Genomic DNA, 13,742 nt, shown 5'->3' with positions numbered 1-13,742 from the left:
CTCCCGCAAGCTTAGCGGCCGCTGATCATCTGCAATTGTTCGACGATGGGGCCCAGCGCCAGCGCGGGAACGTAGTTGAGCGCGCCCACCAGCAACACCGTGCCTATCAGCAACACCACGAACAGCGGACCGTGGGTGGGCAGGGTGCCGCCGGTGACGGCCAGGCGCTTCTTGGCGGCCAGCGATCCGGCGATGGCCAGGATGGGCACGATCATGAAGAAGCGGCCGAAGAACATGGCCACGCCAGTGGCGATGTTGTAGAACGGCGTATTGGCGGACAGGCCGGCGAAGGCGCTGCCGTTGTTGTTGGCGGCCGAGGTGAAGGCGTACAGCACCTCGCTGAAGCCGTGGGCGCCGGGGTTGAGGATGCCGGCCTTGCCGGAGGCGGCCAGCACCGCGACGGCGGTCAGCGTCAGCACCAGGATGGGCGTCACCAGGATGGTGATCGCCGTCATCTTCATCTCGTAGGTTTCTATCTTCTTGCCCAGGTATTCCGGGGTGCGGCCCACCATCAGGCCGGCGATGAACACCGCCAGGATGGCGAAGATCAGCATGCCGTACAGGCCGGAGCCTACGCCGCCGAACACCACCTCGCCCAATTGCATCAGGAAGGTGGGCACCAGGCCGCCGATCGGGGTCAGCGAATCATGCATGGCGTTGACCGCGCCGCAGGAGGCGGAAGTGGTCACCGCGATGAACAGCGAGGTGTCGATGACGCCGAAGCGGGTTTCCTTGCCTTCCATATTGCCGCCGGCCTGCAGATGGCTGGCCTGCTGATCCACGCCCATGGCGCTCAGCTGCGGCACGCCGGCCTGTTCCGCGCCGGTGGTCGTCGCCACCGCGCAGACGAACATCACCGTCATCGCGGCGATGATGGCCCAGCCCTGGCGCTGATCGCCCACCATGCGGCCGAACACGAAGCACAGCGCCGCCGGAATCAGGAAGATGGCCAGGCTTTGCAGGAAATTGCTCAGCGGGGTGGGGTTTTCAAACGGGTGCGCCGAGTTGGCGTTGAAGAAGCCGCCGCCGTTGGTGCCCAGCAGCTTGATCGCTTCCTGCGAGGCCACCGGCCCCATTGGCAGCGTCTGTTTCTGCGTGCTGGCGTCCACCATCACCGGCTTGCCGTCGGCGCCGTTGACTACATTGCCCTGGGCGTCGGTCTTGGCCTGCTGGTAATGGGTGGCCTCCACCGTTTGCACGTCTTTATAGGCGGCCAGGTTCTGGATCATGCCCTGCTGGCTGAACACCAGCGCGAACACGAAGGACAGCGGCAGCAGCACGTAGAGAGTGAAGCGGGTAACGTCCACCCAGAAATTGCCGATCTTGGCCGAGCCGTGGCGGACGAAGCCGCGCACCAGCGCCAGCACCACCGCCGCGCCGGTGGCGGCGGACAGGAAGTTCTGCACCGTCAGGCCCAGCATCTGCACCAGATAACCCATGGTGGATTCGCCGCCATAGCCTTGCCAGTTGGTGTTGGTGATGAAGGAGATCGCGGTGTTGAACGCGGAGTCCGGCGCCACCGCGCCCATGCCCTGCGGGTTGAACGGCAGCCAGCCTTGCAGGCGCTGCAGCAGGTACAGGACCAGCGCGCCCAGCACATTGAACAAGAGCAGGGCCACCGCGTAGCCGCGCCAGCCCATGTCCTCGTCCGGCTTGACGCCGGCCAACCGGTAGAAGCCGCGCTCCAGCGGCGCGAACAGGCGCAGCGGGCCGACGTTGTCGCCCCGCATCACGCGGGCGATGTAGGCGCCCAGCGGCCAGGCCAGCGCCAGCAGCGTCAACAGGAACACGCCCAGCTGCAAGGGTGCGGCCGAGCCGATGAAATTGGCGAACATGATTAAAAATTCTCCGGCTTAAGCAGTGCGTAGATCAGATAGCCAAGCAGGCCCAGCGCGATCAGCGCGCTGAGCAGATACCAGACGCTCATTCCTTGTCTCCCAGTTTCCGGCAGCCGGCGACAAAGCCGCAGGCCAGCGCGCCGAACAAGAGGACGAGTCCCAGATAGACGACATCCATGGTGAAAATCTCCATTTGAATCAGTAATGGAAAGGTACTGAAGCCGGCGTCAAAAACCCGATAAAAGCCGTTGGAGCGGTATAAAAATCGCGTAAAAACCGGTGGGAAATCGCAGTTAGGCGCAAATTCGGCGGGATTTGGGCGGGAAAGGGAATTTTCTTTATGCGCGGCGGCAAGCAGCGGCGTTCGGCGCGTAATGGGGAGGCCGGGGAACGGCTGGCGCGGCGGCGGGAGACGAAACGGGCTGCCCGGCGCAGGCGGCTAGCGCGCTGTCCGCTTCAAGGCAGGAGGGTTGCGGCGTGGCGTATGGCTGGGCCGCTAACCGTTAACAGGCGGCAAGCCGCCAGTGGGCAAGGTGTTCAGAACAGGTCGTCGCAGCGGTCGGCCAGGAACCGGGCATCGTCCCGGTCGTGCGCGCGTTGGCGCACTTTCTGCTGGCGCGACCTCTCAGCATCACTCAACTGAGGCTTGGCGACCGCGTAGAGAAAACTCTCGTGCTGGTCTCTAGCCTGCTTTCTGCGAACACTCAGAGGAATACGGGAAGTCATCATCCTTGCACCTCTCGGTCACGTACTTGTGTGAGGCCAGGGCAAACCCTGACCCTTTGACATTGACGCTATTTTGAAGATTTGTAAAGCCCTGCTTGGTTGCGATTAGAAGCAAATATTGCGTTTGCTTTCCGTCCCGGCCATTTCACGCTACCGGCGCGATGTTACCGCAGCATGATCTGGCGGATGAGCGGGGCAAGTCTTTGAGGTAAATCACTTTTCGAATAATGTTGTTTCAAAACGGTATAAATCGTTATATGAAACTGGCGTAGCATCCGGCTATCGAATGGCGCGGCCAAGGAGCGGGTGTTATGGAGTGGGGGTATGCGATCGCAGGCCTGGCGGTGGGTTTCATCGTCGGTCTGACCGGAGTGGGCGGCGGCTCGCTGATGACGCCCATCTTGCTGTGGTTCGGCATTTCCCCGGCCACCGCGGTCGGCACCGATCTGCTGTACGCGGCCTTGACCAAGATGGGCGGGGCGACGGTGCATCATCGCCAGGGCCACGTCGATTGGCGCATCGCCGGCTGGCTGAGCGCCGGCAGCGTGCCGGCGGCCTTGCTGGTGCTGGCCGGCCTGTCTTATTTGCATCTGCCGGAGAAGATGCTGGACACCTTGTTCAAGCTGGTGCTGGGCGTCGCGCTGTTGCTGACCGCGGCGGCGATCTTGGGCAAGCCTCTGCTGCTGCGCTGGCTGGGGCGTTCTGGCGCTCTGGCCCTGTCGTCGGAGCCGCGCATCGGCCTAACCGTGGCCACCGGCGTGGTGCTGGGCGTGTTGGTGACGCTCAGCTCCATCGGCGCCGGCGCGCTGGGCACGCTGGCCTTGTTCCTGCTGTACCCGGCGCTGTCGACTTCGCGGCTGGTGGGCACCGAAATCGCGCACGCGGTGCCGCTGACCCTGGTGGCGGGTCTGGGGCACGCCGGGCTCGGCAATGTGGATTTTCTGCTGCTGGCCAATCTGCTGGCCGGCTCGCTGCCCGGCATCTGGCTGGGCAGCAAGTTGACGCGGCAGTTGGCTGAGGGCTGGCTGCGGCCGGCGTTGGCGGTGATGCTGGCGGTGATAGGCGGCAAGCTGGTGTTTTGAGCCGGCGCGGCATGAAGGAAAACAGGCGGCTCCGGCCGCCTTTTTTCATGTCCGCGCGCCAAAAAAAACGCCCTGATCGGAGAGGCGAGCAGGGCTGAAATGCAAACAACAAGAGGAGAAGCCAAATTAAAGCCTCTTAATATTAGGGTTCCTTAATTTTTACGCCCTTGACCTGGAGCAAGAAAGCCGCGCCCGCCGGCTACAATTGTTTTTCCAGGATGATGCGCAGATCGGCGATGCCCGCCGGGTAGGGCTCTTCCGCGACGACGCGATAGCCCAGCGCCTGATAAAAGCGCAGATTGGCCGGCATGCTGGCGCGGGTGGCCAGCTGGACGCGGACGACGCCCTGCTGTTTCAGGCGAGCTTCGCCGTGCAGCATCAGCCGTTTGCCCAGGCCGAGGCCCTGCCAGTCCGGGTGGGCGCAGACGCGCTTGCATTCCGCCGCGGTCGCGCCCAGCGGCGCGGTGATCATGCAGGCCAAGAGCGCGTCCTGCCGGCTGGCGACGTGGATGCGGCCGCCGGCGCGGAGGCGTTGGCGCAGGCTGTCCTCGGTCTCGTCCAGCGCGGTGGGGCGGCTGGGCAAGCGCGCGGCCAGCGGCAGGAAGGCGAGGGCGATCAGGCTCAGCACGGCGGGCAGTTCGTCGGCGCGCGCCGCGCGCAGTTCCAGCGCTTCGAGTCGGTCCATGGCGGTTTCCTCTGCGATGTCCCGGTCCAGCATGCGCGCAATCAGGCCGGTTTGGCAAAGGGCGGACAAAAAAAGACCGCGCAAACGCGCGGTCTTTTGTCGGAGTGAGGCGTGTGGCTTAGAGCCTGTTCAACGCCGTATCGCCGAAGCGCAGCGACTATGAACAGGCTCTTAGAGCGTGTTTACGATCTCGCGAGCTAAGGCGAGACAAGGCGAAAACGAGCGAAAAAGCGGAATGTACAAGCGGTACATGAGCATTTTGAGCTGGTTTTTAACGCCGTATCGCCGACGCGCAGCAGATCGTAAACAGGTTCTTAGAGCTTGCCGGCCACCCAGGCCTGCACGCCGGCCAAGGCCGCCGCCAGGTTTTCCGGCTGAGTGCCGCCGGCCTGGGCCATGTCCGGACGGCCGCCGCCCTTGCCGCCCACCTGCTGGGCGACGAAGTTGACCAGTTCGCCGGCCTTGAGCTTGGCGGTCAGGTCGGCGGTGACGCCGGCCACCAGCGCCACCTTGCCGTCGCCCTTGGCGGCCAGCACGATGGCGGCGGAACCCAGCTTGTCCTTCAGCTTGTCCAGGGTTTCGCGCAGCGCGGTGTTGTCAGCGCCCGGCAGTTCCACCGCCAGCACCTTGACGCCGTTGACGTCGGCGGCGCTGTCGGACAGGCTGTCGCCGGCGGAGGCGGCCAGCTGGCCCTTGAGCTTGGCCAGCTCTTTTTCCAGCGTCTTGACGTTGTCCTGCAGGCTGCCGATCTTGGCGGCCACTTCGTCCAGCGTCTGCGCTTTCAGCGCGCCGGCGGCTTCTTTCAGCAAGGCGTCCTGCGTCTGGATGTAAGCGATGGCGCCTTCGCCGGTGACGGCTTCGACGCGGCGCACGCCGGCGGCGACGCCGCTTTCCGCGACGATCTTGAACAGGCCGATGTCGCCGGTGCGCTGCACGTGGGTGCCGCCGCACAGTTCGGCGGAGAAGTCGCCCATGGTCAGCACGCGCACTTCATCGCCGTATTTTTCGCCGAACAGCATCATCGCGCCGGATTTCTGTGCGGCTTCCATGCTCATCACTTCGGCCTTGACCGGCAGGTTGTGGCTGATCACGCGGTTGACCACGCGCTCCAGCTCGGCGATCTGTTCGGCGCTGACCGGTTCGCCGTGGGCGAAGTCGAAGCGGGTCCGCTCCGGATTCACCAGCGAGCCCTTCTGCGCGACATGGTCGCCCAGCACGTGGCGCAGCGCCGCGTGCAGGAGGTGGGTGGCGGAGTGGTTGCGGGCGCTGGCGGCGCGCGCGTGCAGGTCGATGGTGGCGGTCACGCTGTCGCCGACGGCCAGGCGGCCGCGGGCCAGCTTGCCCTTGTGGCCGAACACCGCGGCCTGGATCTTCTGGGTGTCGTTGACGTCGAACAGCGCGCCGATGCCGCCTTGCAGCGAAATCTCGCCGACGTCGCCGACCTGGCCGCCGCCTTCGGCGTAGAACGGGGTGTCGTCCAGCACCACGATGCCTTCTTCGCCGGCTTCCAGCGCGGCGACGGCTTCGGTGCCCTTGAACAGCGCCAATACCTTGGCGTCGGTGCTGGCGGAATCATAGCCGTGGAAGCAGGTGTCGGCGCCGCTGTAGCTGACCTTGCCGGTCATCTTGAAGCTGGAGCCGGCGCGGCCGCGCTCGCGCTGGGCCTCCATCGCGCGCTCGAAGCCTTCCAGATCGGCGTGGATGTCGCGTTCGCGGCAGATATCGGCGGTCAGGTCCACCGGGAAGCCGAAGGTGTCGTAGAGCTTGAAGATGGTGTCGCCGTCAAGCTTGGTCTTGCCGCCTTCCAAGGCGGAGTCGACCAGGCCCATGCCGATTTCCAGCGTCTCGGCGAACTTGATTTCCTCGGCGCGCAGCGCGTCTTCGATATGCGCCTGCTTCTCGCGCAGTTCTGGGTAGGCGTCGCCCATCTCGGCCACCAGATCGGCGACGATCTTGTGGAAGAACAGGCCTTTCTGCCCCAGCTTGTAGCCGTGGCGGATGGCGCGGCGGGCGATGCGGCGCAGCACGTAGCCGCGGCCTTCGTTGGACGGCAGGATGCCGTCGGCGACCATGAAGCAACAGGCGCGGATGTGGTCGGCGATCACTTTCAGCGACGGCACGTCCTGGCTGTAGCCAATGCCGGTTTCGCGCGCGGCGGCGCGCACCAGGCAGGCCAGCGCGTCGGTCTCGTAGTTGGACTTGACGTGCTGCAGCACGGTGGACAGGCGTTCCAGGCCCATGCCGGTGTCTACCGACGGCTTGGGCAGCGGATGCAGGGTGCCGGACTCGTCGCGGTTGAACTGCATGAACACGTTGTTCCAGATTTCCATGAAGCGGTCGCCGTCTTCGTCCGGGCTGCCCGGAGGGCCGCCGGCCACGCTCGGGCCGTGGTCGTAGAAGATCTCGGTGCAGGGGCCGCAGGGGCCGGTGTCGCCCATGGTCCAGAAGTTGTCGGACGCGTACGGCGCGCCCTTGTTGTCGCCGATGCGGATGATCTTGTCGGCCGGCAGGCCCACGCTCTTGTGCCAGATGTCGTAGGCCTCGTCGTCGGAGGCGTAGACGGTGACCAGCAGCTTGTCCTTGGGCAGGTTCAGCCACTGTTCGCCGGTTAGGAATTCCCAGGCGAAGGTGATGGCGTCTTGCTTGAAGTAGTCGCCGAAGCTGAAGTTGCCCAGCATTTCGAAGAAGGTGTGGTGGCGCGCGGTGTAGCCGACGTTTTCCAGGTCGTTGTGCTTGCCGCCGGCGCGCAGACATTTCTGGCTGGTGGTGGCGCGGGTGTAGTCGCGCTTTTCAAAGCCCAGGAACACGTCCTTGAACTGCACCATGCCGGCGACGGTGAACATCAGCGTGGGGTCGTTGCCGGGGATCAGGCTGCTGGAGGGCACCACCTGATGGTTTTTGCCGGCAAAGAAATCCAGGAATTTCTGGCGAATTTCAGAGGTTTTCATGTTTGATTTCGTAAGATTGCGAATTCTGGGCCGCTTTGGGGGCTTGAACCCAGAGCGGCGCGGACAGCTGATTGTGTCAAGCCGCGCCGGCGCTGGCAAGGGTTTCGGCGCGGCGCTTGAGCGCCTGGTTCATCAATTCGAAACCCTTGCGGGCGTCGGCCAGCAAGGCCTGACCGAACAGCGGCAGCAAGAAGCCGCTGAAAGTTTCGCCGTGATGCAGCCGGGTGCGGCCGTTTTCCAGCGCTTCCAGACGGAAACTGTGGCGGCCGTCCAGCAGGCCGGGCAGCAGCGCGCGCCCCAGCCACGCCAGCTCGTCCGCCGTTTGCAAGACCTCCAGCCGCGGGCGGAAGGTCAGCCGCGGCCGGCCGGGCGGATGGATGCTGACCACCAGCCGGGCGCCTATCTGCTGGCGGCCGTGCAGGCCGACGATGAAGGGGTTCCACGCCGGATAGGCGGCCCAGTCGCACAGCACGCGCCAGACCGCGGCCGGTTCGGCGTCTATGTCGATCTGGGTGGCGATGCTGCGCGTTTGCATGCTCAGTCCTCGTCGGCGGGAAAGTCGTCGTCGGCGGCGCCGCTGAGCACCTTGGCGATGACGGACATCGGGAAGCCGCGTCCGGCCAGAAAGCGGATCTGGCGCGCGCGCTCCTGCGGCGTGTCCGGCATGCGGCCGAACTTCTTCCGCCATTGCGCCTGGGCGGCGGCCAGGTCGTCGCGGCCTTGCAAGGCGTCGCGGATCAGCTCGGCGTCCACGCCGCGCTGGCGCATTTCCTGTTGCAGCCGGCGGCTGCCGTAGCGCTGGCCCTTGCTGTCGGCGAACTGCTGGGCGAAGCGCTGATCGGACTGCCAGCTGTGTTCGGCCAGATCGTCCAGCAGGGCGCTCAATTGTTCCGGGCTTTCCGCAAACGGAGCGAGCCGCCGCTCCAGCTCCCGCCGCGTGTATTCGCGGCGGGACAGGAGGTCGACGGCTCGCGCCCTCAGGCTTTTTTCCATTCGGGAAATCAGGCGTCGAGCGCGTCGTCCGCGAACTCTTCGTCCGGCTGGCCTTCGGTGATTTCCACTTTGATGCCCACCGCGTCGCGGATCTTGCGTTCCACTTCGGCGGCGATTTCCGGGTTGGACTTCAGCCACTCGCGGGTGTTGTCCTTGCCCTGGCCGATCTTCTGGCCGTTGTAGGCGTACCAGGCGCCGGACTTGTCGATGAAGCCGTGCTTGACGCCCAGCTCGATGATTTCGCCCTGGCGGGAGATGCCCTCGCCGTACAGGATTTCGAAATCAGCCTGGCGGAACGGCGGCGACACCTTGTTCTTCACCACTTTGACGCGGGTGTCGTTGCCGATCACTTCCTCGCCCTTCTTGATGCCGCCGGTGCGGCGGATGTCCAGGCGCACGGAGGCGTAGAACTTCAGCGCGTTGCCGCCGGTGGTGGTTTCCGGGTTGCCGAACATCACGCCGATCTTCATGCGGATCTGGTTGATGAAGATCACCAGGGTGTTGGTGCGCTTGATGTTGCCGGTCAGCTTGCGCAGCGCCTGGCTCATCAGGCGGGCTTGCAGGCCGACGTGGCTGTCGCCCATCTCGCCTTCGATTTCCGCCTTCGGCACCAGCGCGGCCACCGAGTCGATCACGATCAGATCGACGCCGCTGGAGCGCACCAGCATGTCGCAGATTTCCAGCGCCTGTTCGCCGGTGTCCGGCTGCGAGATCAGCAGGTCGTCGACCTTGACGCCCAGCTTTTGCGCATATTGCGGGTCCAGCGCGTTTTCCGCGTCGATGTAGGCGCAGGTGCCGCCCAATTTTTGCATCTCGGCCACCGCTTGCAGACACAGGGTGGTTTTACCGGACGACTCCGGGCCGTAGATTTCCACGACGCGGCCGCGCGGCAGGCCGCCGACGCCAAGCGCCAAGTCCAGACTCAGCGAGCCGGTGGAGACCACCTGCAGGTTTTCATTGATCTGGTTGTCGCTCATGCGCATGATCGAACCCTTGCCAAATTGCTTTTCAATCTGGGCAAGGGCCGCGGCCAACGCTTTGCTCTTGTCTTCGGATGCCATGCTGTCTCCAGTGTGGGGCGCTAAACGAAATGAATGGTCGGCCAGCGGCGGCAAGCGTCCTGTTGGCGGAAAAACCCGATGCCGGACAGGGGTTTGCGGGGCGCGGGCGGGGAAGGCCCGCCGCGCTTGCGTTTGCTGCGCCGATAGCCGAAAAGATGGCGTCGATTATCTCATAAAGCCTTGGCCAACGGCAGGGCCGCTTGCCGGCGATACCGTCCTTCGGGACGGGAAAGCGCGATCTCGCTTGAAAAAGTTGTGATTGCGACCACTTTTACAAGTGTCCACCCTGTGTACAATGAAGCCATCATGATGAACGAACGCGCGCAACACCTGCTCAAGGTCCTGATCGAACGCTATATCGTCGACGGCCAGCCGGTGGGGTCCAAAACCCTGTCGATGCTGCCCGGCGTCGAGCTGTCGTCCGCGTCCATCCGCAATGTGCTGGCGGAACTGGAGGCGATGGGGCTGATCGCGGCGCCGCACACCTCGGCCGGCCGGGTGCCCACCGCGCGCGGCTATCGCATGTTCGTCGATCGCCTGCTGACCATCCGGCCGCTGGAAGAGGCGGCGCTGCACGAGCTGGAGCTGAACCTGCAGCCGGACAGCCCGCAGCGCATCGCCCAGTCCGCGTCCTCGCTGCTGTCCGAGCTGACCCATTTCGCCGGCGTGATCGTCACGCCGCAGCGTTCCGACATCGCCTTCCGCCAGATCGAATTCCTGCGCCTGTCCGAGCGACGGGTGCTGATGATTCTGGTGACGCTGGACGGCGACGTGCAGAACCACTTGCTGACCACGGAGCGCGACTACACCCCGTCGGAACTGATAGAAGCCGGCAATTTCATCAACCAGCATTACGCGGGCCAGGGCCTGGACAGCATCGCCAGCCGGGTGGCGGACGAATTGCGCCAGTTGCAGGGCGACATCGCCGAGCTGATGTCGGCGGCGATCCGCCTGGGGCAGAGCTCGATGGCGGCCAGCAGCGCGGCGGTGGTGGTGGCCGGCGGCAGCCGGCTGCTGGAGGTGAGCGACCTGTCCGAGGACTTGTCGCGGCTGCGCCGGCTGTTCAATGTCTTCGAACGCAAGACCGAATTGCTGAAGCTGCTGAACCAGGGGCGCGAAGCCCAGGGCGTGAACATTTTCATCGGCGAGGAGTCCGGAGTGGTGACGCTGGACGAATGCTCGGTGGTGACCGCGCCTTACCGCATCAACGGCCAGGTGGTCGGCGCGCTGGGCGTGGTGGGGCCCACCCGGATGGCTTACGAGCGGGTGATACCCATCGTCGACATCACCGCGCGGCTGGTGTCCAGCGCCTTGTCGTTCCGCGCTTAGCGTTTGACCGCGAGCTTGCGGGGTCCGTGGTCGTGTTTTCGCGCCGCGTTCTTTAGGGGAGCGCGGCAAAGTCAAAAATCCAATCAGAAACCAGCCCATGAAATCTTTGCTTAAACTGGCCCCGTTGGCGGCCCTGTTCTCCTTCCAGCTGGCCCAGGCCGACGCCGCCTTCCTGGCGCGTCCGGACGTGCAGCGCTATATCGACGAGCAGGTGGCCGGCGGCCAGTTCAATCGCCCGGAGCTGGAGGCGGTGTTCGCCAATGTCGAACTCAAGCCCAACATCATCAAGATCCTGGACAAGCCGTCCACCTCGCGGCCCTGGTATCAGTTCCGCAATTCCACGGTGGGGGAAAAGACCATCGCCGACGGCGTGACGTTCTGGCGCGCCAACGCGGCCGCGCTGGCGCGCGCCGAGCAGCAGTACGGCGTGGCGCCCGAGCTCGTCGTCGCCATTCTGGGCGTGGAGTCGCATTACGGCCGCAACACCGGCAGCTTCCGTCTGGTGGACGCCTTGTCCACCATAGGCTTCGATTACCCGCGACGGGCGGAATTCTTCCGCAAGGAGCTGACCGAATTCCTGCTGCTGGCCAAGGAGGAGGGCAAGGACCCGCTGACGCTGAAAGGCTCTTACGCCGGCGCGATGGGCTGGCCGCAATTCATGCCGTCCAGCTTCCGCAAATGGGCGGTGGATTTCGACGGCAGCGGCCACCGCGACATCTGGAGCGATCCGGACGACGCGATCGGCAGCGTGGCCAATTACTTCCAGCGCCACGGCTGGCGCCACGGCGACGACGTGATCCTGCCGGCCAGCGTGCAGCCGGGACCGCAGATCGATCAGCTGATCGCCGACAAATTCAATCTGCACTACACCGTGGGCGAGTTGAAGAAAATGGGCGTGACGCCGCAGGCTCCGGTGGCCGACGACGTGCCGGCGGTGTTGGTGCCGCTGGAAACGGCGCCGGGCGTCACCGAATACTGGCTGGGCCTCAACAACTTCTTCGTGATCACCCGCTACAACCGCAGCACGCTGTACGCCAAGGCGGTGCAGGAAATCGCGGATCAGCTGCGCCAGCGCTATCTGGCGGGCCAGGCCGCAACCCAGCCGTGACGCCGCGCGCCGCCCGCCGCGGCGGCGCGAAACCTGTCGCCACGCGCGGCAATTGCCATTAAAATCCGCCCCCATGAGCTATCAAGTCCTTGCCCGTAAGTGGCGTCCCAAGCGCTTTGCCGATCTGGTCGGCCAGGAGCACGTGGTGCGCGCCTTGACCAACGCCCTCAAAGAACAGCGTCTGCACCACGCTTATCTGCTGACGGGGACGCGCGGGGTGGGCAAGACCACCATCGCCCGGATTCTGGCCAAGAGCCTGAACTGCGAAACCGGCACCACCGCCGAACCCTGCGGCGAGTGCTCGGCCTGTCGCCAGATCGACACCGGCCGCTTCGTCGATCTGCTGGAGATCGACGCCGCGTCCAACACCGGCATCGACAATATCCGCGAAGTGCTGGAAAACGCCCAGTACGCCCCGACGTCCGGCCGCTTCAAGGTCTACATCATCGACGAAGTGCACATGCTGTCCAAGAGCGCCTTCAACGCGATGTTGAAAACGCTGGAGGAGCCGCCGGCCCACGTCAAATTCATCCTGGCCACCACCGACCCGCAGAAAGTGCCGGTCACGGTGTTGAGCCGCTGCCTGCAGTTCTCCTTGCGCAATATGACGCCGCAGCAGGTGGCCGGCCACCTGGCCCACATGCTGGACGTGGAGGGCATCGCCTACGAGGCGCCGGCGCTGGCCTTGCTGGGCCGCGCCGCCTCCGGCTCGATGCGCGACGCGCAGTCGCTGCTGGACCAGGCCATCGCCTATGGCCTGGGCGAGGTCAAGGAAGACGGCGTGCGCGCGATGCTGGGCGCGGTGGACCGCCGCTACCTGTTCGCTCTGCTGCAGGCGCTGGCGGCCGGCGACGGCCCGCAGCTGATGGCCGAAGCCGACGGCCTGGCCGAACGCGGAGTCAGTTTCGAAGGAGCGCTGAGCGAGCTGGCGGTCTTGTTGCAGCAGCTGGCGCTGCTGCAGACCGTGCCGCAGGCGGTCGCCCAGGACGAGCCGGAGCGCGACGCGCTGCAGGCGCTGGCGGACGCCATCGCGCCGCAGGACGTGCAGCTGTATTACCAGATCGCCATCCACGGCCGCAAAGACCTGGCGCTGGCGCCGGACGAGCACGCCGGCTTCAATATGACCCTGCTGCGCATGTTGGCCTTCCATCCGGCCAACGCCCGGGCCGAGGCCGCGCCGGCGCGCCCGGCCGCCGGCGCGCCGACGCGTCCGCAGCCGCCGCAGGCTCAGCCAGCCCCGGCCGCGTCCGGAGGCGTTTCGCCGGCCGCGCGCGCCTTGCAGGCCGCCGGCCTGAGTTCGCCGGCCGCGCGCCAGCCGGCGCCGCCGCCTGCGCAGGACAGCGCCCCGGCTGCGGAACCCGAACCCGAGCCTGCCGCGCCAGCCCCCGCGCCAGCCGCGGCCAGGCCGCCCGAGCCGGTCCGTCAGGCCGCGCCGCCGCCCGAGCCTGAGCCCGAGGAGGAAGACGCTGCGGACGACGGCGACGTCAGCCCCGACGACGTGCCCTGGGATCAGGGCGCGGCGGCGGACGAGGATATGCCGTCCTATTTGCAGGCGCCGCCGGAAGAGCCGGCCGATTATCGATTCGACGGGGATTGGCAGGCGCTGGTGACCGAACTGGGCGTCAAGCTGGGCGCGGCGCGCATGCTGGCCCATAATGCGGTATTGAAGGACTGGGACCAGGACCGCCTGGCGCTGGCGGTGCCGGAGAGCTTCCGCCACATGACCAGCCGCGATTATCAGGACAAGCTCAAGCTCGCCTTGCGCGAGCGCTTCGGCCGGCCGGTGGAGCTGGCGGTGACGGTGGAAGAGCTGGGCCTGGAAACGCCGGCGATGAAAGACGCCCGCCATAGGCAGGAGCAGTTGGACATCGCGCGCGAGAATATGAAAAACGATCCGGTGGTGCAGCAAATGGTGCGCGAATTCGACGCGACGCTGCTCATCGAAACCATTCAACCCGTGAAGGAGTGAAAC

The 13,742-nt window shown here is 65.4% G+C and carries 11 protein-coding genes; 4 read left to right on the top strand and 7 right to left on the bottom strand.

The window, feature by feature from the left end; all coding sequences use genetic code 11:
* Positions 1-11 precede the first annotated feature (11 nt).
* Together kdpA and kdpF are read right to left on the bottom strand one after the other, a co-directional pair.
* A complete protein-coding gene (gene kdpA / locus JW897_RS07275) occupies positions 12-1,835 on the bottom strand; it encodes a potassium-transporting ATPase subunit KdpA (RefSeq protein ID WP_048412409.1) in 1,824 nt (607 codons plus the stop codon).
* A 2-nt stretch (positions 1,836-1,837) separates the two neighbouring features.
* The gene (gene kdpF / locus JW897_RS07270; RefSeq protein ID WP_019103745.1) at positions 1,838-1,927 is read right to left on the bottom strand and encodes a K(+)-transporting ATPase subunit F; all 90 of its coding nucleotides are present in this window, start codon (positions 1,925-1,927) and stop codon (positions 1,838-1,840) included.
* 948 nt (positions 1,928-2,875) lie between these two features.
* On the opposite strand from kdpF, the gene JW897_RS07265 reads away from it, so the two are divergent.
* The gene (locus JW897_RS07265) at positions 2,876-3,646 is read left to right on the top strand and encodes a sulfite exporter TauE/SafE family protein (RefSeq protein WP_048412408.1); all 771 of its coding nucleotides are present in this window, start codon (positions 2,876-2,878) and stop codon (positions 3,644-3,646) included.
* A 199-nt stretch (positions 3,647-3,845) separates the two neighbouring features.
* Here the strand turns inward: JW897_RS07265 and JW897_RS07260 are convergent, their stop codons facing one another.
* From JW897_RS07260 to recA, 5 genes are all read right to left on the bottom strand, one after another.
* Positions 3,846-4,331: a GNAT family N-acetyltransferase gene (locus JW897_RS07260; RefSeq protein ID WP_205465650.1), complete on the bottom strand. Its 486-nt coding sequence runs from the start codon at positions 4,329-4,331 to the stop codon at positions 3,846-3,848.
* Between the two features lie 314 nt (positions 4,332-4,645).
* On the bottom strand, positions 4,646-7,279 hold the full coding sequence (gene alaS, locus JW897_RS07255; RefSeq protein WP_205465649.1) for an alanine--tRNA ligase: 2,634 nt from the start codon (positions 7,277-7,279) through the stop codon (positions 4,646-4,648).
* 76 nt (positions 7,280-7,355) lie between these two features.
* Entirely contained in the window at positions 7,356-7,814 is a 459-nt protein-coding gene (locus tag JW897_RS07250) for an SRPBCC domain-containing protein (protein ID WP_205465648.1), read from the bottom strand.
* 2 nt (positions 7,815-7,816) lie between these two features.
* Positions 7,817-8,272 (bottom strand): recombination regulator RecX, encoded by a 456-nt coding sequence (recX, locus tag JW897_RS07245; RefSeq protein ID WP_205465647.1) that lies wholly within the window; start codon positions 8,270-8,272, stop codon positions 7,817-7,819.
* An 8-nt stretch (positions 8,273-8,280) separates the two neighbouring features.
* Entirely contained in the window at positions 8,281-9,333 is a 1,053-nt protein-coding gene (recA, locus tag JW897_RS07240) for a recombinase RecA (RefSeq protein WP_043591738.1), read from the bottom strand.
* Positions 9,334-9,639: 306 nt separating this feature from the next.
* Here recA and hrcA point away from each other — a divergent pair, with 306 nt between their 5' ends.
* The 3 genes from hrcA to dnaX all read left to right on the top strand — a co-directional run bounded on the left by hrcA (position 9,640) and on the right by dnaX (position 13,739).
* Entirely contained in the window at positions 9,640-10,662 is a 1,023-nt protein-coding gene (gene hrcA, locus JW897_RS07235; protein WP_048412404.1) for a heat-inducible transcriptional repressor HrcA, read from the top strand.
* A 97-nt stretch (positions 10,663-10,759) separates the two neighbouring features.
* Positions 10,760-11,770, top strand: coding sequence for a lytic murein transglycosylase B (gene mltB, locus JW897_RS07230; RefSeq protein ID WP_048412403.1), 1,011 nt, complete (start codon positions 10,760-10,762; stop codon positions 11,768-11,770).
* 73 nt (positions 11,771-11,843) lie between these two features.
* On the top strand, positions 11,844-13,739 hold the full coding sequence (dnaX, locus tag JW897_RS07225; RefSeq protein WP_205465646.1) for a DNA polymerase III subunit gamma/tau: 1,896 nt from the start codon (positions 11,844-11,846) through the stop codon (positions 13,737-13,739).
* The last annotated feature ends 3 nt before the right edge of the window (positions 13,740-13,742 follow it).

Source organism: Chromobacterium alkanivorans (assembly GCF_016937655.1).
Classification (GTDB): Bacteria; Pseudomonadota; Gammaproteobacteria; order Burkholderiales; family Chromobacteriaceae; genus Chromobacterium; species Chromobacterium alkanivorans.
Note: the sequence above shows the minus strand (reverse complement) of the source record. Positions and strands in the feature narration are given on the sequence as shown.